Below are 26,854 nucleotides of genomic sequence, written 5' to 3' on the forward strand. Positions count from 1 at the left end.
AGGAGTGGGAAGGAATGATATCGGAAAAAATCAATATCTCACTGGATCATCCTATCATGAAGGGCCATATGGTCTTTGGTGAAGCGGTATTGCCCGGTCTTGCTTATATCGATTTGATTTATCAGGTTTTTCAGGAACACGGTTATTTATACAATGAGCTCGAACTGAAGCACGTCACGATTTATCAGCCTTTAACCGTCAGTGAAACGGCTGCAATCATTCTGACCATTCAATGTTCTGAAAGCGGAGATGGAAAGTGGTTCATCTCCCTTTCCGGGCAGAAACAGCAAGGTGACGAGCTGTCAGACAATATACAGTATGCGACGGCTGAAATGGTGAAAAGAGACGCTGTCACATTTGATGAAACCCTTGATTTCGGCGATGTGAAGCAGTCAGTCCGATCTCTGGATCTTGATGAGATGTATAACCGCTGCCTGGATCATGACTTGGTTCATTCCGGCATGATGAAATCAAACGGACGATTGTACGAAACAGAAGGCGGCATGCTGGCTGAGCTTTCTTGTGAAGAAGGAAAGGATTTCTTTTTATTCCACCCGGCCCTTTTGGATGCGAGCGGAATCGGGGTGAGCGGTTTGCTTTCTGAAACAAACCGGCTCCACCTGCCTTTATATTATGAATCATTCACGGCCGCTGAAAGGCTTCAATCAGAGTGTACGGCGCGTATCGCAGCTTCCGGCGTCCGTCAGGAAAAAGAACTCACCACTATGACAATCGAGTACTTCAGCCGATCCGGACAGAAGGTGGCGGAGCTTAAAAACATTACGGGAAAAGCGGTGCGGTCCGAAGAAGACGGGAATACAGCCGGGCAGGATAAACAGGATGCAAAAGAGCCGGAAAGCGCAGATGAAAAAGACATCATTCTGTTTTTGAAGAAGCTTTTGGCTGAGAAGCTCGGGCAGCCTTGGGAGCCGCTTGACATTCTTGCCGGTTACTACGAGCTCGGGCTGGATTCATCTTCTTTGCTTGAGATTGTTCAGGATATCAGTAAAAAGGCGGGTGCGTCCCTCGCGCCCACTCTTCTCTTTGAATATACAAATATAAAAGAACTGGCTGCCTATTTGAAAAAGACCGTTTCATTTGAAAGGGAAGATCATGCAGCCGAACCATCAGTACTTGAAACTGAAACACCAAGCGTGCCAAACCAGCATGAAAACACCGGAGACATTGCGATTATCGGAATGGCGGGCCGGTATCCGAAAGCGAAAAATGTTGCGGAGTTTTGGGAAAACCTTAAGGCAGGCACGGATTGCATCACTGAAGTTCCAAAGTCCCGCTGGGATTGGAAAACATATAAAAACGTAACATCCCCATCAGGGAAAACAGTATCAAAATGGGGCGGTTTCATCGACGATGCCGACTGCTTCGATCCGCAGTTTTTCAGAATCTCACCGCGTGAGGCGGAAATGATGGACCCGCAGGAGCGCCTGTTTTTACAAACCTGCTGGGAGACGATTGAAGATGCGGGGTATACGCCTCAAACGCTTGGAAATAAAGAAAATAAACAGCGTCCTGTCGGCGTTTTTGCAGGGGTCATGCATAAAGATTATTCCTTAATCGGCGCAGAACAATTATCGGAGACTGATCCTTTTCCGGTTTCACTGAATTATGCGCAGATCGCCAACAGAGTGTCCTATTATTGTGACTTCCACGGGCCGAGCATCGCGGTGGATACCGTTTGTTCTTCTTCTTTGACCGCCGTTCACCTGGCCATTGAAAGCATCCGCCGCGGCGAATGTGAGGCCGCGCTTGCGGGAGGGGTGAACCTGTCGCTGCATCCGGCGAAATATCTCAGCTACGGAAGCGTCGGCATGCACTCAAGTGACGGCCGCTGCCGTACATTCGGCGAGGGCGGTGACGGCTACGTTTCCGGAGAAGGAGTGGGTGCCGTATTACTTAAGCCGCTGGAAAAAGCCGAACAAGACGGCGACCGGATTTACGCGGTCATTAAAGGAAGTGCCGTTAACCACGTCGGGAAAGTAAGCGGAATTACCGTCCCGAGCCCTGCTGCACAGGCAGAAGTCATTAAGGCATGTCTGAAAAAAGCAGGTATCAGCCCGCGGACCGTAAGCTATGTGGAAGCCCATGGAACAGGCACTTCGTTAGGAGACCCGATTGAAATTGAAGGCCTGTCAAAAGCGTTCAGCCAAGGGACGCAGGATCAGCAATTTTGTTCCATCGGTTCAGTCAAATCAAATATCGGCCATGCAGAATCAGCGGCGGGCATCAGCGGATTAACAAAAGCGGCGCTGCAGCTTCATTACAAAACGCTTGTCAAATCTCTGCATTCCGGCGAATTAAATCCATACGTGAAATTTGAGAAATCTCCTTTTTACGTACAGCAGCAGACTGCTCCGTGGAAGCAGCCGGCAGCCGAAGAAAACGGAAAAGTCACGCATTATCCGCGCCGGGCCGGACTCAGTTCCTTCGGGGCATCAGGTTCAAATGCCCATATCATTTTAGAAGAATACATTCAGCCTGAACAAAAAGCGCCTGCGGCTGAGAATGAAGCAGCCAAAATCTTCCCGCTGTCCGCAAGAAATAAAGACAGGCTGCTGGCCTATGCGGAAAAAATAGCCCGGGCACTTTCTGAAAAGACGGTGCTGTCTGAACTGGCCTACACTCTTCAGACAGGGCGTGAAGCAATGGAGGAGAGAGCTGTCTTCCTTGCAAATGACACACGTGAATTGAAGGGGAAACTGAACAATTTCGTAAAAGGAAACGAAAATATCCCCGGCTTTTGGCGCGGACAAGCCGAGATGCCGGAACTGAGCGAAAACGCTCCGGAAACGGATGATCCGCTGCGGCTTGCCGAGTTATGGGCTGAAGGGAAAATAGTGGATTGGAATAAGCTGTACGGTCCGGATAAACCGCGCAAAACAAGCGTTCCGACTTATCCGTTTGCAAAAGAGCGCTATTGGATTCCGCAGCAGAAAAAACAGGACAAAGCTCTGTCAGGCACTGTACTGCATCCGCTTTTACAAGAAAATACGTCAGATTTTTCACAGCAGCGCTTCACTTCTCTTTTTACGGGAGATGAATTTTTCCTGTCTGACCATGTCGTCAACGGACAAAAAATTCTGCCGGGCGTCGCCTATTTGGAAATGGCCGGGGAAGCAGTGAAAAAGGCCGCGAGCGTGACAGACAAAGACTATAGCGTCATACTCAGACAGATCGTTTGGGTCAGGCCGGTCATTGTTGAAAACAAACCGAAGGAAATACATATTGCCCTTTATCCAGAGGATAACGGTGAGATTACCTATGAAATATACAGTGAGGCAGAAGAAAACGGCGAAGATCCGGTCATTCACAGCCAAGGTGAAGCGGTCATTACCGAACCGGGCAGCGCTCAGTTAGATATTGAGTCTGTCAAGGCTTCCTGCAATTTAGGGACAGTGACTGCGGATGAATGCTACGGGGCTTTTGAAAAGATCGGCTTGGATTATGGAGAGGCATACAGGGGCGTACAGCAATTGCTGATCGGTGAAGACCGATTACTGGCCCGTATCTCACTCCCGGCCGCCGTATATGACACGAAAGAGCAGTATGCGCTTCACCCGAGTATGATGGACGCCGCTTTTCACGCCTCCGTCGGTTTGCTTGTCCGTTCGATTCATGACGATGCGGGAAGCCGTGAGCTTTCTTTGCCGTTTGCGATGCAGGAAGTGGAGGTGTTCGGGAAGTGTCCTGAGCATGTCTGGTCATATATCCGGTACAGCGAAGGAAGCAAAGCGGATGACACCGTAAGAAAATTTGACATTGATATGTGTGATGATGCCGGTACGGTTTATGTACGGATGAAAGGCGCGTCTGTCCGGGCGCTTGACACAACCCAAACAGCGGGAGGAGAAACCTTGGAGGCGCCTGTCGGCCACACGATGATGATTCCGGCTTGGGAGCCCGTTGAACTTGAAAAAACGAAGAAAGTGAATACGGTGAATAAGCAGACCGCAGTTTTCGGAGGAACTGACAGACAGCATTCACGCATAAAAGAGCATCTGCCAAACGCTTCATATTATCCAATCAGTGGTACGGATGATATCGCATCTCTTACGCACATGCTTGAAGGGCATAAAGAGCTGGAGCAAATCATTTGGCTCGCGCCTGAGGCAGAGAGTGCTGACAGCCTTAAGGAACAGGAACGCAACGTTTTTCATGTGTTTAAGCTGATGAAAGCATTGCTTGCCTCAGGGTACGGAGAAAGACATCTGGACTGGTGCTTTGTCACAGCAAATGCCCAGCCGTTTTCGGATCAAGACAGCGCCGATCCGTCACAAGCCGCAGTCAGCGGCCTTGCCGGGACGATGGCGAAAGAATATCCGCATTGGAATGTCCGCATGATTGACACAGAAACGGACGGCATCTGGCCGATGGGCGAGGCGCTTTCTCTTTCTGCCGGGAAAAACGGCCAAGTTTGGGCATACCGCAATCAGCAGCTGTTTGAGCGGCAGCTGATCCCGCTTGACAATATGCCGAAAAACGGCACGCTATACCAAACAGGCGGGGTTTATGCCGTCATCGGAGGCGCCGGGTATCTCGGCGAGGCATGGAGCGAATATATGATCCGCCGCTACAAAGCACGAGTCATTTGGATTGGAAGAAGCACACTGAATGACTCCATACAGGCGAAACTCGACCGGCTCAGCGCATTCGGCCCGGCGCCTGAATATATTTCCGCCGATGCCGCTGACAGTGTTTCCTTAGAGCGGGCTTATCATCTCATAAAAGAGCGTCACACAAAAATTAACGGCGTTATTCACTCGGCAATGGATCTGTCTGAGCAAAGCTTAAATAATATGAAGACAGAAGAGTTCAAATCGGTGCTGAGAGCAAAAGCTGACGTAAGTGTGTCCATGGCGGAGGTATTCGGACGGGAGCCGCTTGACTTTGCGCTCTTCTTCTCGTCGCTTGTGGCATTTATCCATAATGTGAAACAAAGCCATTATGCCGCAGGATGCGCCTTCAGTGACGCATTTGCGAAGGAACTTGCTCAGAAATGGAACTGCCCGGTCAAAGTCATGAATTGGGGCTACTGGGGCAACAGCGAAGCGGCTGAAGACGGCAATTTTATTCAGCTGATGGATCAGATCGGCTTGGGATTGATCGAACCGGACGCTGCGATGGAGGCGCTTGAAACACTTATGACGATGCCGGTTGATCAAGCGGCTTTCATTCATACGACAAAACCGGTCGCAGTAGAGGGGATGAATGAACGAGAAACGATTTCCGTTTATCCGCCTCAGCCGCTTGTAACAGGACAACAGCCGAAGGCCGCTCCGCCCGGCGCGCGTCTTGTAAGAGAGGCTAAACATCAGGAACTTGATGATTTTCTGTATCAGCTTTTGATAGCCCAGCTTAAAGAAGCAGACTTGCTGACGCCGCAAAGCCTTAAAGCGTATGAGCCTGAACACGAATATTTTAAAAAATGGCTCAATCAAACGATCACCTTCCTTCTGGAACACGGTTATCTGGAAGGGAATGCCGATTCATTTATACTGTCAGCCCGCGCCGAAAACATAACCGCCTCGCTATGGCGAAAATGGGAGCAGCAAAAAGCGGAATGGCTCAATAACGCTGATACAAAAGCGATGACTGTTTTAGCCGAGACAATGCTTAAAGCACTGCCGGAAATTCTGCGCGAAGACGTGCCGGCCACGGATATCATGTTCCCGCACTCTTCCATGGAACTTGTTGAAGGAATTTATAAGCACAATCAAGTCGCGGATTACTTTAACGGCGCCCTGTCAGATACATTAACGGCCTATGTGAAAGAAACCATCAGTAAAAACTCAAAAACCGCCATCCGCATACTGGAAATCGGAGCGGGCACAGGCGGCACAAGCGCAGGCATATTTGAAAAGCTTAAGCCGTATCAAAACCATATAAAAGAATACTGTTACACCGATGTATCGAAAGCTTTTCTCGTGCATGCGGAAACAGAATACGGCAAACAGAATCCTTATCTGACTTATAAACTTTTTAACGCGGAAGCGCCGCTTTCCGGTCAGGACATAGAGCCGGGCGCATATGACATCGTCGTTGCGGCCAATGTGCTCCACGCGACGAAAGACATACGCCAGACGCTGAGAAACGCCAAAGCCGTTTTAAAAGACAACGGCCTGCTGCTCTTAAACGAAATGGCGGGAAACAGCCTGTTCCCGCATATTACTTTCGGGCTGCTTGAAGGCTGGTGGCTGCATGAAGATTCTGACCTTCGTATTCCGGGATGCCCGGGTTTGTATCCAAAAAGCTGGAAGCGCGTGTTAGAAAGCGAAGGCTGGCATTCTGTCTATTTCCCGGCAGAAGCGGCACATGATTTAAGCCATCAGATTGTAGCGGCAAAAAGTAACGGCATTGTGCGCCAAAAAACGCTTAAAGCAGGAGACGGAACACAGACCGGACTGCCAAAAGCAGTACAAGCGCCGGAACTTCAGCCGCAAACAACGGCCGAAAAAAGCGATACAGCTTTAACAGAAAAAAGCACCGAGTACTTAAAAACGTTAATCGGAGAAACGTTAAAAATTCCGCCGGCTCAAATTGACCCGAAAGCGCCGCTTGAAAAATACGGAATTGATTCTATCGTGGTCGTACAGCTGACAAATGCGTTACGAAATGTGTTAGACCAAGTCAGCAGCACCTTATTTTTTGAATATCAGACGATCGAGGCTCTCGTCGGCCACTTAATCAAAACAAAAAAAGACGCGATGATCAAACTGACGGGACAAGCGCCTGTTCATGAAGAACCAGAGGCGGCACCCGAACCGCAGGCTGTACAGCCGGCTAAGCCGCTTCGCACTGACTGGCGGCGGAGAGAAAAACGGGCAGCCAAAGAGGCCGTCCGGCAAAGTTCGGTTCGCGACGTGGCCATCATCGGCGTTTCAGGACGCTACCCGCAGGCAAAAACAGCGGCTGAGCTTTGGGCTAACATTAAAAAAGGAAAAAACTGCATAGAAGAAATCCCGCAGGAACGCTGGAATTGGCAGGATTACTATGATGAAGAAAAAGGTAAAGAGGGCTCTATTTATACGAAATGGGGCGGCTTCATTGAGGATATGGACAAGTTTGATCCGCTGTTCTTTCAGATTTCTCCTCTGGAAGCGGAGCGCATGGACCCGCAGGAGCGATTATTTTTAGAAACGGCGTATGCGAGTATCGAGGATGCCGGCTATACGCCTGACAACCTGTGCCAAAGCAGAAAAATCGGCGTTTTTGCCGGAGCGATGAACAAAAACTACCCGACAGGCTACGGCTACTGGTCCATTGCCAACAGGGTGTCTTACCTTTTTGATTTCCAAGGGCCGAGCATTGCCGTTGACACAGCCTGTTCTTCTTCTTTGACGGCCATTCATCTGGCGCTTGAGAGCATATACAGCGGTTCAAGTGAATGCGCGATTGCCGGGGGCGTAAATATCGTAACCGACCCGATCCATTATATGAATCTGTCAGTCATGAACATGCTTTCCGCAAGCGACACGTGCAAATCGTTCGGAGACCGCGCGGACGGTTTTGTAGACGGAGAAGGAGTGGGCGCGGTCGTATTAAAGCCGTTAGACCAAGCGATTGCCGACAACGATCACATTTACGGTGTGATTAAAGGAAGCACCATTAACAGCGGGGGCAAAACGAACGGGTACACCGTTCCGAATCCGAACGCGCAGGCCGCCTTAATAAAAGAGGCTTTTCAAAGGGCAAACGTCCCGGCGCGCACCGTCAGTTATATTGAAGCCCACGGCACGGGGACCGCATTAGGGGACCCGATTGAAATCGCCGGATTAACGAAAGCATTTGAAGAGGATACAACAGATAAACAGTTTTGCGCCATCGGCTCCGCAAAATCCAATATCGGCCATTGTGAAAGCGCCGCGGGCATCGCCGGTCTGACAAAAATATTATTCCAGCTGAAAGACCGCCAAATTGCGCCGTCCCTGCATGCCGGTCAGCTGAACCCGAATATTGAGTTCGCATATACACCGTTTGTCGTTCAGCAGGAGCTCGGCGAGTGGAAACGTCCCGTCATCGGCGGCAAAGAGATTCCGAGAAGGGCCGGATTAAGCAGCTTCGGCGCAGGAGGAGCAAATGCCCACCTCATCATAGAAGAATATATTGCAGATAAAGAGCCTGATGAATCGCCTGGTGATCAGCCCGCTATTATCGTCCTGTCCGCGAAAAACAGCGAACGGCTCACTGAAAAAGCAAAACAGCTTACAGCCGCCATCCGTGAAAAACGATACAGCAGCCGTGATCTTATGAGAATAGCCTATACTCTCCAGACGGGCCGTGTGCCGATGGAAGAGCGTCTCGGCTTTATCGTTCATTCACTTCATGAACTTGAAGAAAAACTGACTGGATTTATCTCCGGAAAAGACACCGCCGGAATGCACCGTGACGGTACGGAAGAAAACAAACGGATGCTTGCCGTATTTGCGGCGGATGATGATATGGAAACAATCTTAGACGCTTGGATCAGCAAACGGAAATATTCTAAGCTGCTTGAGCTTTGGGTAAAAGGATTAGATATCAATTGGGCGAAATTATACGGAGACCGCCTTCCGGCCCGCATCAGCCTGCCTGCTTATCCGTTTGCGAAAGAGCGCTTCTGGCATCAGCAGCCTGCTCAAAGTAAGGCAGCGCCCGTTAAAGCGGCGGGCGATGAAAATGATCCGGCGGAACAGTTTGAAGTGATGGCTTTCCGAGAAGTTCTTAAAGAACAGGCTCTGCCGGCTGTTGGAGAAAAGAAAATCAAGACGGTGATTTCTTTCTTATCTGATCAGAAGAAGCAGCAGGAAGCCGTCTCGGCGATCAGATCGTATGACAGTGAAGCTGACGTTATATTTATCGCTCAGGGCGACCGGTATGAGGCTTTATCCTCCGGCCGCTGTCAGGTGGTGCGGGAAGATCCGCAATCATATGTGAACGCTTTTGCGGACATTCAAAAAGAGTACGGTGAAGTTTCTGCCATTTTGTATTTATGGGCGCTTGAAGATAAAAGCTGCATAGAAGATTATTCATGTATCGTCTATATTCTCAAGGCAATGGCCGAGACCGGTCTGCTGCCGGAAAAATTGTTATTGGCGGGTGAATATGCATCCGGTCTGGAAAAGTGCTACTTGGAATCATGGATCGGCTTTGAGCGTTCGCTCGGCATTGTTCTCCCGAAAACAAGCATTACCGGCCACTTCAGAAAAGCCGGCGCGGCCATGACAGACTGGATGGGAACCATTTTGGACGAACTGAAGGCTGAAACAGACCATACCGTTTTCTTGGAAGAGGGGAAACGGTATGTCTATCACACTGAACCAACCGGATTAACGAAAGAAAACAGCAGGATCAGAACCGGCGGAACTTATCTCATTACAGGCGGATTAGGAGGGCTCGGCTACTTATTTGCCCGCCACCTCGCCCGGAATTATCACGCAAATGTCATTCTCACGGGGAGATCGCCGATCAATGAAGAAAAGAAAGAAAAAATGAAAGAACTGGAAAATCTCGGTGCGGGTGTTCTTTACGCCGAAGCTGATGTTTGTGATCCAATCGGAATGGGCGACTGCATTAAGCGTGCGAAAGAACGATTCGGAGCCATTCACGGCGTCATTCATGCGGCGGGCATCGAAAGCAGAACATCCGTCTTTGAAAATGAAATCGGGAATTTCCGCGGTACGCTTGAACCGAAAATAAACGGAAGCCTGCTTCTTGACGAGTGGCTGAAAAACGAAACGCCGGATTTCATCTGCTACTTTTCATCCACATCGGCTGTTTTAGGGGATTTCGGCTGCTGTGATTACGCAGTGGCGAACAGGTTCCAAATGGCGTACGCCCACTATAAAAACGAACAATCAGACAGCGGAAACGCTTTTGTTATAAACTGGCCCGTCTGGAAAAACGGCGGAATGGCCGTCGGCGGTGAAGAGACGACAGGCATGTACCTGAAATCAAGCGGCCAGCGCCTGTTAGAAACAGATGAAGGCATTGAGCTGTTTGAGCGCATCATTTCTCAAGAAAACACCCAGTGCCTCGTCATTGCCGGCAAAAGAAGCCGTGCCGAACGATTTTTAGGCATCCGGAAAGATGAGTCATCAAAACCGGAAGCTTTGCCGGAAACCGTGAGCCGCCGCATCCCGGCAGAAAGCACGGAAAAACAGCTCGAAGCGGATTTGAAAGAGCTGATACACAGTCTGCTGAAAATATCCAAAGATAAGCTCGTCCTGCATAAAAACTGGGCGGAATTCGGATTTGATTCCATCTATTTAGCCAAATTTGCCGCTCTTTTGTCGAGCCATTACGGCATTGAAGTCACTCCGGCGTTATTTTACAGCTATGCTACGCTCGGGGACGTCATGAACTACTACCTGACAGAACACAAAGAAACGATCGAAACGTTTTACAGGACGGAAGAAACCGAAACAGAAGACGCCGCTCCGGAAAGCAAGGAGTATACGGATCAGGAGATCATCGCCATGATGAAACGGGTCTCTGAGGGGACATTAGATTTTAAAAGAGTGCAAGACATCATAGAAGGGAGTAAGACCTATGAATCATAAAGAACTTCTCGATGCCTACAGATCAGGAACGCTCACCATCGCTGAGGTAGAACAAGAGCTTCAGGCTTTCAAGCGGACAACTGCAAAACGTCCGCTTTCAGAAGGCCAGAAAGGTTTGTGGATGCTTCAGAAAATGTTTCCGGAGATGAGCGCATATAACATTCCGTTATGCTTTCGATTTCAAAAGCTGGATATCGAGACATTCAAAAACGCCCTTTTGTTTGTGAAGCGCCAGCACCCTATTTTGACCAGTGTGATAAAAGAGGAAAACGGCCTTCCGTATCAGATTGAAGATTCGGAGATGAATTTTCCGCTTGAAGAAATGGACCTTTCTGAATTAAGCGGGCGTGACGCTCTAACGTTTATTAAAGAAAAAGCAAAAGAACCGTTTGCGTTTGAAACCGGTCCGCTCCTGCGCGTTCAAGTGTTCCGGCGGGCGAAGCGGGAATCGATCGTGTTAATCACCATTCACCATATCATTTTTGACGGCGTGTCTCTTATGACGTTTATGTCGGCGCTGCTGGACGCCTATGTAAAAGCAGGCGAAGGCAAAGAACCTGAAATGCTTCGGCAGGCCGCGGATTATCATGACTTTGTGAACTGGGAAAAAGAACTGCTGGAAAGTGAAGCTGGAAAAACGCATCTCTCTTATTGGAAAGAGCAGCTGGAAGGACCGCTGCCGGTGCTTGAGCTTCCGTCGGATTTCCCGAGATCATCGGTTCAAACTTGCAGGGGGCAGGCGTATCAGCGCTTGCTTCCTGATGAACTGAACCGGCAGATTAAAGTTTGCGCCCAAAAAAATAATGTCAATGAATCTGTTGTGTATCTCGCTATTTTCAAAGGCTTGCTCTATCAATATACGAATCAGGAAGATATCATCGTCGGCATGCCGACGATGGGGCGTTCTGAGGCTCAATTTGAGTCTGTGATCGGATACTTTATTAATATGATCGCGGTCAGAAGCAGGGAGGCCGGCGCAAAAACCTTTACCGCCTTTTTGAAGGAACTTCAGATGACACTTGCAGAAGGGTTAGACCATGCCGCGTATCCGTTTCCAGCGCTTGTAAAAGAGTTGAAGATAGAACGCTCGCCTGCTGTTTCACCTGTTTTTCAAACCGCGTTTTTCTATCAAAACTTCTTCCGGACAGAAGGAGCGGAAAAGCTGGCAGAACAATATCAATCACTCGGGATTGAAATGATAGAAGACATTCATCAGGAAGGCGAATTTGAGCTTGCGCTTGAAGTCTATAAAAAAGAAAAAGAAACAGTCCTGCAATTTCTGTACAATCCGGATGTCTACAGCCCCTCTGCCATCGAACGGATGGCGGAGCATTATATGAAGCTGGCAGAAAAAGTGCTTTCTGATCCGGAGATCGCTTTTGAAGCATGCTCCGGCCTGCTCAATCAGGAACGGGATGAAAGCCGCACATCCCATCAGCCGAATGAGCGCTGCATTCATGAAGTGTTTGCAGAAAAAGCCGGGCGGCACCCTGAAAGAGAAGCCGTCACATTCGGTGAAAACAGCCTTACATATCGCGAATTAGATGAACGAAGCACGGCGCTCGCTGTGTATCTGCAAGAAAAGGGAGTCACACCGGAATGCCCGGTCGGCATTTGTGCGGAGCGTTCTTTTGAGATGGTCATCGGCATCCTCGCCATTTTAAAAGCGGGAGGTGCGTATGTGCCGTTGGACCCGGCTTTTCCAAACGAACGGATGTCGCACGTATTGATTGACAGCGGCGTTTCAATCGTATTAACACAAGCAAAAACACGCGGCGTGATTGAACGGTTAACCATCGGCGGTGTGAGCACGGTGGAGATCGAAAACAGCGGACGCCCTGCCGGCGGGGCAAAATTGGCGCCGCGTTCAAAACCGCATCACCTCGCTTATATCCTATATACGTCCGGAAGCACGGGAAAACCAAAAGGCGTCATGGTTGAGCACAGGGCCATTATGAACACGCTGCAGTTTTTGGAAGCCGAGTATCCGGTCGCGCAAGAGGATGCCTATCTGTTAAAAACGAACTACGTGTTTGACGTTTCGATTTCTGAATTATTCGGCTGGTTTATCGGAAACGGACGGCTTGTCATTTTGCCGCCCGGTGCAGAAAAAAATCCGCAGCTTTGCATGGAATATATCCAAACTCACCAGGTGACGCATCTGAATTTTGCTCCTGCCGTGTTTAATGTATTTCTGGAAACGGTAAAGCGGCATACATCATTTACAGAGGAAGGCCCTGTGAAATATGTGATGGTGGCCGGAGAGGCGTTTCCGAAAGACTTGGTCAAAAAGTCAGTTTCCATCTTCAAAAAGGCCAGAATTGAAAACATATACGGCCCGACGGAAACATCCATTTATGCCGCTTACTACAGCTGCGGCGATAAGGAAATCACAAGCAGAAATACGCCGATCGGAAAACCGATCCACAACACGCGGCTCTATATCGTCGATGAAAAGCTCAGCCCCGTCCCGGACGGTGTGGCCGGCGAGCTTTGCGTGGCCGGCGCCGGTCTGGCCAGAGGCTATTACAATCAGCCTGAGCTGACGGCGGCATCATTTATTGATAATCCGTTTAGTGAAGGAGAAAAACTTTACAAAACAGGCGATTTGGCTAGATGGCTGCCTGACGGAAATATAGAATATGCCGGCCGTATTGACAGTCAAGTGAAAATCCGCGGCTTCCGCATCGAATTGGGAGCGATTGAAACAAAATTGAGCGAACATCCGGATATCTTTGATCAGGCGGTTGTTGTTCAGGAAAAGAACGGACATAAAAAGCTGACCGCTTATTATACTGCCCGCTCCGGTCATACGGCAGATGAAAAAGCGCTCCGCAAACATCTTTTAGCGGGTCTGCCGGATTATATGGTGCCTGCCCATTTTATCCGACTGGATGCGCTGCCGTTAACACCGAGCGGCAAAGTGAACCGCAAAGACTTGGAAAAGCGCAAGGTGATCGTTCACCGGTCTGAAAAGACGGGCAGTCTGCCGTTATCAGAGGCGGAAGCGAAAGTGACCGAAATATGGGAAGACCTGCTGAATACGGCGGGGATCAAAACCGAAGACGGCTTTTTCGATGTGGGAGGCGACTCGCTGCTGGCTGTCGCCGCAGCAGAACGCATTAAACAGGAGCTGGAATGTGATTTTACCGTCACGGATTTATTCGAACACTCTACCATTCAGGCGATCAGCCGATTTATTGTTGAAACAAAACAGGCCGCTGAGAGAGAGGCGCCTGCCCAAGATGAGAGAGAAAGAGAACAAACGGCTCAAAACGGAGTGCCGTCTTACTTTGAAGACAGCGTAGCGGTAGTGGGGATTTCCTGTCAATTCCCCGGCGCGAAAAATCATCATGAGTTCTGGAAGCAGTTAAGAGAAGGAAAAGAAAGCGTCCGTTTCTACTCGGAAGAAGAACTTCGGGAAGCAGGCGTACCGGAAGATTTGATCGAAAATCCCGATTATGTGCCGGCATTATCGACGATAGAAGGAAAAGATCTCTTTGACCCTGAATTCTTTCACATTTCGCCGAAAGACGCAGAATTTATGGATCCTCAGCTTCGGCTTTTGCTGCTTCATTCTTGGAAAGCCGTCGAGGACGCGGGATATGTATCCAAAGAGATTCCGAAGACAAGCGTTTATATGTCGGCAAGCAATAATTCGTATCGGTCGCTTTTGTCGGAAAAAACGACAGAAGGCCATGAATCTCCTGACGGCTATGTGTCATGGGTGTTGGCGCAGAGCGGCACGATTCCGACGATGGTTTCCCATAAGCTCGGATTAAAAGGGCCAAGCTATTTCGTTCATTCAAATTGCTCGTCATCATTAGTCGGTCTTTATTCAGCCTATCAAAGCATAACGAGCGGAGAATCGGATTACGCGCTCGTCGGCGGAGCAACTCTGCATGCTGCGACCAGTATCGGCTATGTACATCAAACCGGATTGAATTTTTCAAGCGACGGGCATGTCAAGGCATTTGACGCTTCAGCCGACGGTATGGCGGGCGGAGAAGGAGCGGCCGTCATTCTTCTGAAAAAAGCGTCACAAGCCGTTCAGGACGGAGATCACATTTACGCTATGCTAAGAGGCATCGGTCTGAACAATGACGGAGCGGATAAAGTCGGTTTTTACGCACCGAGTGTAAAGGGACAGACTGACGTCATCCAGCAAGTTCTAGACAGCACGAACGTTCACCCGGAGACTGTTTCCTATATCGAAGCGCACGGCACAGGAACGACATTGGGTGACCCGATTGAAATGTCCGCGCTGCAGCAAGTGTATAAACGTTACACGGATCAGGAGCAGTATTGCGGGATCGGCTCCGTAAAAACGAATATCGGACATTTGGATACAGCGGCGGGCCTTGCCGGGTGCATCAAAGTCGCGATGAGTTTATATCATCGGGAGCTGGCGCCTACCATTAATTACACGTCACCGAATCCGAATATCACATTCAGCGGTTCGCCGTTTTATGTGGCGGACAAGAGAAAACCGCTTCCGGAGAGAGAGACGCCGCACCGCGCAGCGTTAAGCTCATTCGGACTCGGAGGAACAAACGCACACGCCATTTTTGAACAATATGAAAACAAAACGATCAGCAGCTCAAATGACGGCCGGCCGCCTTATATCGTTCCGCTGTCAGCGAGAAATAAGCAGCGCCTGACTGCCTATGCAGCTTGTTTATCCGACTTTCTGAATGAAGCCGAAACCGATGTTTCCTTGCATGATCTGGCATTTACGTACCAGACCGGACGTGAGGCGATGGAAGAGAGAGCCGTCTTTATCAGTAACGATCGTCACGATTTGAAGCGTCAGCTGCAGGATTTCATCAATGGCAATGATCAAAACATCTTACGGGGCGAAAAAGTGAGAAATAAAGAAGCGTCACCTCAGGAGATGGAAAAGCTTGCGGCGTGCCAGACACAGGAAGAAAAGCTGAAAGCAATCGCGGCGCTTTGGATAGAAGGGGTGCGTGTCGATTGGGGCTTATTGTATCAGGATTCCGCACCGCAACGAATCAGTGCGCCGACCTACCCGTTCGCCGAAGAGCGCTTCTGGCCGGAAGAAACTGTGAAGCAAACGGATACGAAGCTTTTGCATCCGCTGATCCATCAGAATACATCCGTTTTGCAGGAGCAGCGGTTCAGCTCGGAATTCACGGGAAAAGAGTATTTTATTGCAGAGCATATCATTAAAGGAATGGCGATCGTGCCTGCCGCCGTTACCCTTGAGATGGCACGGGCCGCGGCAGAGAGAAGTATCGGCGGGGTATCAGAGGAATCTTGGGGCCTTCGCTTAAAGAATATCGTGTGGGTCCGCCCGGTGATAGCCGATCAGCAGACTGTCAGTGTCCATGTCGGACTTTATGAAGAAGAAGACGGGCAGATTCAATACAGAATGTACGGCGGGAACGATTCAAGCAGTGAAGCAGCTCCTCTTTATAATCAGGGCATCGCTGAAATCATCCGAAAGGGACCGGAGGAAACGGCGGATCTTGAGCAGATGAAGCGCCAGTGCACGCAGGGAACAATCGAATCTGAAGCGTTTTATAAAGGAATGATCGGAGCTGATTACGGACCCGGATACAAAGGTGTGCAGCTTGTATACAAAGGCGAAGACCGGCTGCTTGCTAAATTGAAGCTTCCTGAATCCGTCTCTCACACAAAAGCTGATTATATCCTTCATCCGAGTATGATGGACGGTGCGCTTCAGGCCGCCGAATATTTGCAGAACGTAACAAGAGCGCTGCTTGCAGAAAGCGGGGAACCATTCAAAGCCGCATTGCCGTTTGCTTTAGAGGAGCTGGACGTACTGAAGCCATGTGCTGATGACATGTGGGTGTACGTCACATTCAGCGCGAACAATAAAGCCGGCGATTCTATCCAAAAAGCTGATATCGATTTATATGACAATAACGGCGGGCTTTGCGTGCGGATGAGAGGATTCTCAACGCGGATCATGGAAGAAAACGCGGGTGCCGGCGTCCCTGTCAGCCGTACGGATACATTACTGGCTGAACCGGTCTGGAAGGAGCGGCAGAAACCGGCGGCGGATCACGCGCCTTCGTATGAACAGCATATCATTTTCCTTTGTGAGTACGATGAAGCCGTTAAACAAGCGATCGAAGCAAAGCTTGAACACGCAAGCGTCTTTATTTTGGATGAGCGTCCCGCATCTATTGCAGAGCGGTATCATTCCTATGCGGGTCAGCTGTTTGATCATATTAAAACCATAATGAAAGGCAAGCCGAAGGGCCGCATTCTTCTTCAGGCTGTTACGCGCTCAGCAGGATTACAGCAGGTGTTCTCAGGCATTACAGGTCTTTTCAAAACCGCATGTCTTGAACATTCCAAGCTGATCTGTCAAATGATAGAAGCTGATGAGAAAGAAAGTCCTAAAGGCATAGCGGAAAAAGTGTCCGAAAACCGTATGCATGCCGAAAGCGTCCATGTGAAATATGAAAACGGCAAGTGCTTTGCTGCTGATTGGGAAGAGGTGGACATTTCTCAAGCGGAGCCGGACATTCCGTGGAAAGACGAAGGCGTTTATCTCATTACCGGGGGAGCCGGAGGTTTAGGCCTGATCTTTGCAAAAGAGATCGCAAACCGCACAAAAGACGCCGTCATCATATTAACCGGCCGATCCGCTCCCGGAGAAAAGCAGCAAGACCTGCTGGAAACAGTACGTGCTGCCGGCGCTTCTGTTTTCTACGAGCAAACTGATGTCACGGATGAAGCGGAAGTATACCGATTCATCCGCAATATCCGCAAACGGCACGGCAAGCTGGACGGAATCGTTCACAGTGCCGGCATTATAAAAGACAACTACATGGTGAAGAAGACGGCAGAGGAATATCAAGACGTTCTCGCTCCGAAAGTGAAGGGCCTTGTCTATCTTGATGAAGCGTCACAGCATGAGAAATTAGATGTCTTTATTGTCTTTTCATCCTTATCAGGTGTGCTTGGAAGCGTCGGCCAGGCTGACTATGCGTCTGCAAATGTCTTTATGGAGATGTATGCCGAGTACCGCAGTTCTTTACAAGCCGCAGGACAAAGATACGGAAAGACGCTTTCTGTCAGCTGGCCGTTATGGAAAGAAGGCGGAATGCAGGCGGGAAAGCAGACAGAAGATATGCTGATGCAGGAGGCGGGAGTCGCACCGCTCGGCACAGAAGCTGGCATCAAGGCTTTATATCAAGGCCTGATGAGCGGGGCAGCCCGGGTGACGGTTCTTGAAGGAGACGTGAAAAACATGAAAGCAAAACTGTTCCGAAAAGAGAATGATCATCCAGAAGCTGAGACCGGCGTACATCATGAGATTGACGCTGACAGCCTGCTTGAAAAAGTGAAGCATCTCTTAAAACAGCAGACGGCCTCACTGTTAAAAGTAAAACTTGACAAAATTGATGCTCATGAAGAAATGACAAAATACGGGCTTGACTCTATCTCGATGACCGAGTTTACGAATCAGTTGAACAAAACGTACCGGCTTAGATTAACGCCGACGATTTTCTTTGATCATCCGACGATCCACGAATTTGCCGTTCATTTAATCAGTGAATATGAGGATGAATTCGCCGGACGGTTTGCGGTAAATACAAAAACGGTTCAATCGTCAAAACCGGTAAAAGAGACTCAAAATACACGCCCGGCCGTTAAGCGCCGCCGCACTCTGCCAGAGACACTTCCGCAGACAGTACAGCGGGATCAGAAGGCGGAACCGATTGCAATCGTAGGCATCAGCGGGATTTTTCCGATGGCTGAAGACATTGAAGCTTACTGGAAAAACCTGAAAGAAGGCAAAGACTGCATGACCGAGATTCCGAAAGACCGCTGGGACTGGCGGGACTATTATGGGGATCCCGCAAAAGAAGTTAATAAAACAAATGTCAACCAAGGCGGATTTATTGATGGAATTGCTGAATTTGATCCGTTATTTTTCGGGATTTCACCCCGGGAAGCGGAGCAAATGGACCCTCAGCAGCGTCTTTTGCTGACGTACGCGTGGAAAGCGATTGAAGATGCCGGATACGCGTCAAAGAGTCTCTCAGGCACAAAAACAGGTGTGTTTATCGGGACCGGAAATACCGGCTACGGTTCTCTATTAGCCAATGCCGATGTGACGATTGAAGGGTCATCCGCGGCGAATACAAGTCCGTCTGTCGGACCGAACCGTGTCAGCTATACGCTCAATCTGCACGGCCCGAGCGAACCGATTGATACGGCCTGCTCAAGCTCGCTTGTTGCCATTCACCATGCCGTTTCTTCAATTGAAGAAGGGACGTGCGACATGGCTTTAGCGGGGGGAATCAATACGATTGTTCTTCCGGATGTGTATATCAGCTTTGACAAAGCGGGCGCGCTGAGCAAAGAAGGACGATGCAAAACGTTCTCCGATCAAGCAGACGGTTTTGCCCATGGTGAAGGGGCCGGACTCTTTTTCCTGAAAAAACTGTCAGCGGCGGAGGCGGATGGAGACCATATTTACGGCGTCATTAAAGGAAGCGCAGTAAATCATGGCGGCCGTGCGGCATCTTTAACAACGCCTAACCCGAAACAACAGGCGGAAGTCATTAAAGCCGCATACAAAAAAGCGGGCATTGATCCGAAAACAGTCTCTTATATCGAAGCGCACGGCACCGGTACAGAACTTGGGGATCCCGTTGAAATTAACGGCCTGAAACAAGCGTTCAGCTCGTTTGCAGACGGAAAAGAGAAAGCGTCCGGCTATTGCGGCTTAGGCTCAGTCAAAACGAATATCGGCCATTTATCCCTTGCCGCGGGAGCAGCGGGAATCATTAAAATTTTGCTGCAGATGAGGCATCGAACATTAGTCAAAAGTCTTCACTGTGAGACGGTAAATCCGTACATTCAGCTTGAAGACAGCCCGTTTTATCTGGTGCGGGACACGAAGGAATGGAAGACGCAGACGGACGAACGAGGAAACGAGCAGCCGCGCCGCGCGGGCATCAGCTCATTCGGCATCGGCGGGGTAAATGCCCACGTCGTCATCGAAGAATACATTCCGCAAGAAAGAGCAGAAGCAGATCATTCTCATATCGATCCATGCCTTTTCGTTCTATCCGCCAAAAATGAAAAACGCTTGAAAGAACAAGCCGAACAGCTGAAACGTGTGCTTACAGAAAAGCGGTTCGATCAATCCGGCCTTGTCTCTATGGCTTATACCCTCCAAATCGGAAGAGACGCCATGGAAGAACGCCTGGCCGTTATTGCCGGATCCGCTGAAGAACTGCAGGAAAAACTGTCACAGTTTGTCAATGGAGATAAGAACGCGGACTTGTACAGAGGAAGAATAGACAAAGGCACGCTGCAAATGCTGACAGATGATGAAGAAATTCAAGAAGCCGTTGAAAAATGGATGGCACGCGGCAAATACGCGAAGCTGCTCGAATTATGGGTGAAAGGGCTGAACGTCGATTGGGCGAAGCTGTACGGAGACCGGCCGCCTAAACGCATAAGCCTGCCGACATATCCGTTTGCAAAAGACCGCTATTGGGCGGCAAAACGCATCGGAAAACACGAAAAAACAAGCACTGTTTCTGCCGGAACGCAAGACGTGCTTCATCCGCTTCTGCACAGAAATACATCAAACCTTGCCGAACAGCGGTTTACTTCAACCTATACCGGCGAAGAATTTTACCTTGCGGACCATGTTGTACAAGGCGTGCCGATCTTACCGGGAGTGGCGCATCTTGAAATGGCGCGCGCAGCAATGGAACAGGCATCTGAAGTGCCGGCCGGACAAGGAAGCGTCAAGCTTAAGAATACAGTTTGGGTGCGGCCGATCACCATTGAAGACGAGCCGATCCATGTCAATATCCGTCTCGTTCCTGATACTGCAAATGACGTTCAATTCGACATTTACAGCGGCCTTGAAACAGATCAGCCGACCGTTTACAGCCAAGGAGCAGTATCAGTCCGTCCTGACGCAGAGGCTCCGGTTATTGATCTGCAAAAGCTGAAATCACGATCCGCCGAGACACCGTTTTCTGCAGACGAAGTGTACGATATGTACCGCAAAATCGGTTTTGATTACGGCCCGGCTTTCCGGGGTGTCAAAGCGATTTATACAGGTGATGATTTCGTATTGGGCCGACTGTCGCTTGATCCGGCTTGTGCGGACACGGTACGGCAGTATGTCATGCATCCGGGCTTAATGGACTCTGCATTGCAGGCATCGAGCATATTGACCGGAACAAATGATGAAAAACTGATGCTTCCGTTTGCGGTTCAGGAGCTCGAAGTATTCAGCGCGTGCACTGCCGGGATGTGGGTATACGCCAGACTTTCTGAAGACCATAAAGCCGGACAGGTTGAAAAACGCGATCTTGATATTTGTGATGAAAACGGCAAGGTTTGCGTAAGGCTGAAAGGTTTGTCGTTCAGAACGGCTGAAAAAGAACCTGAGAAAAAAGAAGAAGCCCCGGAAACGCTTATGCTTGAGCCCGTATGGACCAAAAGCACTGAAACTGCCGCTCAAACGGAACCTGTTTTTGCCCGGCATATCGTGATGCTTTGTGATACAGACACCGGATTGAAACAAGCCGTTGAAACTGCGGGAGCCGAGTGCATTGAAATGACCTCCCCGCATGAGAAAGCGTCGGCGCGCTTCCGTGATTATACCGGGCAGATATTGGAGACACTGCAAAAACAGCTGAAGGAAGAGACGGAAGGAGACGTACTCATCCAGGCGGTTCTTTCTAAAACAGATAAGCATCAGCTGCTCTCAGGGATTTCAGGTCTGTTAAAAACAGCCGGCCTGGAACATAAAAGGCTGAAAACCCAGCTGATTGAAATAGAGCCGGCGGAAAACGGCAGAATCACAGACATCATCAGAGAAAATAAAACATGTGTTGATGACGGCCATATCAAATATGAAAACGGCATTCGATACAGCGCTGATGTAAAAGAAACGGCCGTGTCCGGCAGTAAAATACGCACTCCTTGGAACGACGGAGGCATTTACCTTATTACCGGAGGAGCCGGGGGCCTCGGCTTTATTTTCGCGAAAGAAATCGCCCGTAACGTCAAAGAGCCGACACTGGTTCTGACAGGCCGTTCCGCATTAAGCGCAAATCAGAGGCAGCAGCTGCAATCGCTTGAATCACTCGGAGCGAAAGCGGAATACAAACAGGCTGACGTGACAAACGCTCAAACTGCGGCGGATCTGGTCAAAACAATTGAAACGGAATATGGCGGACTTGACGGCATCATTCACAGCGCGGGTGTGATGAAGGATCAGTATATCGCGAAGAAAACAACCGAAGAATTTCACAGTGTATTAGCGCCTAAAACCGACGGATTTGTCAACCTTGATGAAGCAACCGAGCATTTAGCGCTGGACTTTTTCATCGTTTTCTCCTCCATCTCCGGCGTCACCGGGAATGCGGGACAGGCGGATTATGCCGCGGCAAACGCGTTTATGGACAGCTATGCGGCATACCGCAACGCGCTGGTTACGGCAATGTACCGCCACGGCCACACATTGTCAATCAATTGGCCGCTTTGGAAAGACGGCGGAATGCAAGTCAATGAAGAAATGGCGAAGCTCACCGAAAAAAGAACCGGCGTGGTGCCGATGCGCACTGAAACCGGAATAGAAGCGCTTTACAAAGCATGGAGCACGGGGAAAACAAGTGTGCTCGTCATGGAAGGAAACCGCGCCGTTATGCGGGAAAAACTGCTTCAAAAGACGCCAGCAGCCGCTTTTTCACCGGTTAAGAAAACGGAGGAAACGCCTGCGCCGAAAGACCTGACGGCAAAACTTCAGGAATTGCTGGCAAAAGAGGTTTCCGGACTTCTGAAAATAAATATTGAAGAAATAGATATCGATTTGGAATTCAATCAATACGGATTTGATTCCATTACGCTGACGGAATTTGCCAACAAGCTGAATGATTCTTATCAGCTTGATTTGACACCGACCGTGTTTTTTGAATATGCGACGATTCAAGCCTTGGCTCATCATTTAGCTGAAGACTATCAAACACAATTTACCGGCAGCACACAGCCGAAAAAAGAAGAAAAACAAAGCCGCGTAACAGATGACGGCGGCATCAGGCTGACAGGAAACAAACGCTTTGCAAAAACTGCCGTACAGCCTGTTCAGACAGCGGTTGAACATAAACCGGAACCGATCGCTATCGTAGGTATGAGCGGAGTGTTTCCGAAGGCCGCAAATATCGATGAGTATTGGAGTAATTTGGAAGAGGGAAGAGATTGCATAACAGAAGTGCCGGCGGACCGCTGGGACTGGCGGGAGTATTACGGTGACCCGCTTAATGAAGCCAACAAAACAAATGTAAAGTGGGGCGGATTTATTGACGGAGTTGCGGATTTTGATCCGCTGTTCTTCGGAATTTCACCGCTGGAAGCCGAACAGATGGATCCGCAGCAGCGCCTGTTAATGATGTATGCGTGGAAAGCGATAGAAGATGCGGGATATTCCGCTAAAAGCCTTTCCGGCACGAAAACGGGCCTTTACATCGGCACGGGGAATACCGGATACGGCTCACTATTTTCGGACTTGGATATCGGCGGTGCGTCAGCCGCAAATATGAGCCCGTCAGCTGGGCCGAACCGTGTCAGCTATATGCTCAATCTGCACGGGCCGAGTGAACCGATCGACACGGCTTGCTCCAGCTCACTGGTCGCGATTCATCACGCCGTGTGCGCCATTGAAAACGGGAACTGCGATATGGCTATCGCCGGCGGCGTGAATACCGTCGTCACCCCGCAAGGCCACATTGCTTATGACAAAGCCGGCGCGCTGAGCAAAGAAGGGAAATGTAAAACGTTCTCCGACCGGGCGGACGGATTTGCGGTCAGTGAAGGTGCCGGGATTCTTTTCCTGAAAAAGCTGTCAGAAGCAGAAAAAGCGGGCGATCATATCTACGGCGTCATCAAAGGCAGCGCGGTTAATCACGGCGGACGCGCGAACTCCTTGACGACACCGAACCCGAAAGCCCAGGCCGAAGTCGTCAGAACGGCTTATGACAAAGCAGGTATTGATCCGAGAACAGTCACTTATATTGAAGCGCACGGAACCGGGACGGAGCTTGGCGATCCGGTCGAAATCAACGGCCTGAAATCCGCCTTTCAAAAGCTGTACGAAAAAACCGGCGATTCCGCCGTTTACGCGAGTCATTGCGGGTTGGGTTCGGCCAAAACCAATATCGGACACCTATCGCTGGCAGCAGGTGTCGCGGGTGTGATCAAAGTGCTGATGCAGATGAAGCATAAAACACTCGCAAAAAGCCTCCACAGCGAGGTCATCAACCCGTATATCAAACTGAAGGACAGTCCGTTTTACATCGTACAGGAAAAAAGAGAATGGACGGCATTGAAAGACGAAAACGGCAATCACCTGCCGCGCCGCGCGGGAATCAGTTCTTTCGGCATCGGCGGCGTAAACGCCCATGTCGTCATTGAAGAATATATCCCGAGGGAAGAAAGAAAAACCGCCATTGTCAAACATCCTCAAATCTTTGTGCTGTCGGCCAAAGAAGAAGAACGTCTGCAAGAACAGGCGCAGCAGCTGGCACAAGCTCCTTTTACGGATGAGGATCTTGCCGGTATTGCTTACACGCTTCAGAAGGGACGTGATGCCATGGAAGAAAGAGCGGCCATCATCGCTTCCTCGGCTGAAGAGCTGCGGGACAAGCTGAATAGCTGTGCAAAAGGACATTATGACGCGGCGGGTATTTATAAAGGCAAAGCGGGTAAAACCGCGCTGAAAGCCGGTGCCGCAGGCGGAAACGGCGAATCGGATATCGAAGAGCTGATCAGCCGCCGAGAGAATGACAAGCTTGCGGAATTGTGGGTTCTAGGCACGGATATCAAATGGGACGGCCTGTATGCTGATATCAAGCCCCGTCGAATGAGTCTCCCTACTTATCCGTTTGCAAAAGAGCGGTATTGGATCACGGACAACCGGCCAAAAGCCGAGAAACCGCACGCCGTGGCTGCGGCCAGGGTGCTGCATCCGCTTCTTCACGAAAACGTATCGGATTTAACAGAGCAGCGTTTCCGCTCCGAATTTACGGGGCAAGAGACGATTTTCACCGATCATCTGATTAAAGGCAAACCGGTCATGCCGGGTGTCGCTTACTTGGAAATGGCCAGGGCGGCAGTTACTCAGGCAGTAAAAGGACAAAAGGAACGTCCGTCTGCCATCCGCCTGAAAAACATCGTCTGGGTTCGTCCGATTGAAGCGGGGAGCCGTCCGATTGAAGCGCAGATCAGCCTCGTTCCGAGGGAAAACGGAGAAATCGTGTATGACATTTACACAGCTTCACAAACAGAAGCAGGCGGCAGACAGATACACTGTCAGGGGGCTGCCGGCATTCTCACCGACGGGAAGGCTCCGCAGCGTAATATAGGCGCACTGAAAGCTCAATGCGGCCACAGTATGCTGACTTCTGAGCAGTGTTACGGCTTATTCAGCAAAATCGGCATTGATTACGGTCCCGGACAGCAAGGAATTAAGCAGATTCACATCGGAAGCAATCAAGCATTGGCTGAGCTCCGTCTGCCTTCCTTCCTCGAAGAAACGGCAGATCAATATGTTCTTCACCCATGCATGCTTGATTCAGCTTTGCAAGCGACAATCGGACTGAAACTGCACGCAGATGATAACCAGCTGTCATTGCCGTTCGCTCTTGAGGAACTGGACATTTTCAATCCATGCACAACAAGTATGTGGGCGTATGTCAGCTCCCGGGGAACGGATGAAAAAATTCAGCGGCTGGACATTGATTTATGTGATGAGGACGGCCGGGTCTGTGTCAGGATTAAAGGGATTTCTTCCAGAATGATGGAAGGCCCTGCGCCGGAAACATCATTAAATGGAGCAAACCTTCTGGCCCCGGTATGGGATCTCGCGGAATTCCGCGGCCAAAGCCCAGCATGTGAGACGGAAGAGGTTGTCTTTATCGCGGGAGATGAGGAGAGCGCGGCTTTTCAAATGCATCATCCTGCTGCAAAAAGGCTCCATATCACTCCGGAGGATGAAATAGAGGCTGTTGCGGCTGAAATGAAAGCCAGAGGGCCATTCAGCCATATCGTATGGATCGCCCCTTTTCACACCGCCAGTGACATGGTGAGAGCTCAGGATGCGGGCGTCATCCAGATTTACAGAGTGATCAAGGCAATGCTTGCTTTAGGATATGGAGGCAAGCGGATCAGCCTGACCGCAGTCACAATACAAACACAGTCCGTACAGCCGGACGACACTATTGATCCGGCTCATGCAGGCATTCACGGTTTGGTCGGCTCGCTCGCAAAAGAGTATCCAAGCTGGCAAACAAGGCTGATTGATGCCGGAAGCCCGGAAGATGTTTCAAAGGCGGAGCTGTTCTCAGCGCCGTTTGATGAGCAAGGCAATACATGGGCGTACCGGAACAATCACTGGTACAAACAGCGTCTCATTCCTGTGCAGCAGCCGGTGTCAAGCCGGCCTGCTTACAAAAAAGGCGGCGTCTACGTCGTCATCGGCGGCGCCGGCGGCATCGGCGAGGCTTGGAGCGAATATGCCGTGAAAACGTATCAGGCACGCGTCGTTTGGATCGGCAGACGAAAACATAACAGCGCCATCCGGGAAAAAATCGACAGACTCAGCCAATTCGGGCCGGCGCCAATTTATATTGAAGCAGATGCGGCAAATCCGGATGAGCTCACACGTGCATATGAAACGATCAAACGCACGCACCCGCATATTAACGGAATCATCCATTCCGCAATCGTTTTAGAGGATCAGAGTCTGGCAAATATGCCGGAAAGCCGTTTTAAAAGTGTGCTCGCTGCAAAAGTCAATGTCAGCGTGAATATGGCCCGCGTTTTCCGAAATGAGCCGCTGGACTTTGCTTTATTCTTCTCGTCTGTTCAATCATTTGCACGCGCGGCCGGACAGAGCAATTATGCGGCCGGATGCAGCTTCAAAGATGCCTTTGCCGCTCATTTGGCTCAAGTGTGTCCGTATTCGGCGGCGGTGATGAATTGGAGCTACTGGGGCAGTGTCGGAATCGTGTCATCTGCTGAATATCAAGAACGGATGAAACAGGCAGGAGTCGGATCGATTGAAGCACCGGAAGCGATGGCGGCGCTTGAGCGGTTGCTAGGCGGCCCATTGAATCAATTCGTCATGATGAAACAGGCAGAAGAGCCTGTGGAAAAACCGGAAGAAATGATAGAAGTATACCCTGAACATCACGGCTCGGCGATGCAAAAACTGCGAAGCTATCAGCCTAAAGTAACAAGACATGTACAACAATTGAGTTAAG

At 50.0% G+C, this 26,854-nt stretch carries 2 protein-coding genes; both read left to right on the forward strand.

The window, feature by feature from the left end:
* Positions 1-14: 14 nt before the first annotated feature.
* On the forward strand, positions 15-10,556 hold the full coding sequence (locus QRX25_RS08430; protein ID WP_212101413.1) for an SDR family NAD(P)-dependent oxidoreductase: 10,542 nt from the start codon (positions 15-17) through the stop codon (positions 10,554-10,556).
* Positions 10,546-26,853, forward strand: a complete 16,308-nt coding sequence (locus QRX25_RS08435; RefSeq protein ID WP_212101417.1) for a non-ribosomal peptide synthetase — start codon at positions 10,546-10,548, stop codon at positions 26,851-26,853. The genes QRX25_RS08430 and QRX25_RS08435 overlap by 11 nt, the downstream gene beginning before the upstream one ends.
* Position 26,854: the final 1 nt, after the last annotated feature.

It is taken from the genome of Bacillus sp. L381 (assembly GCF_030284525.1).
GTDB lineage: Bacteria > Bacillota > Bacilli > Bacillales > Bacillaceae > Bacillus > Bacillus amyloliquefaciens.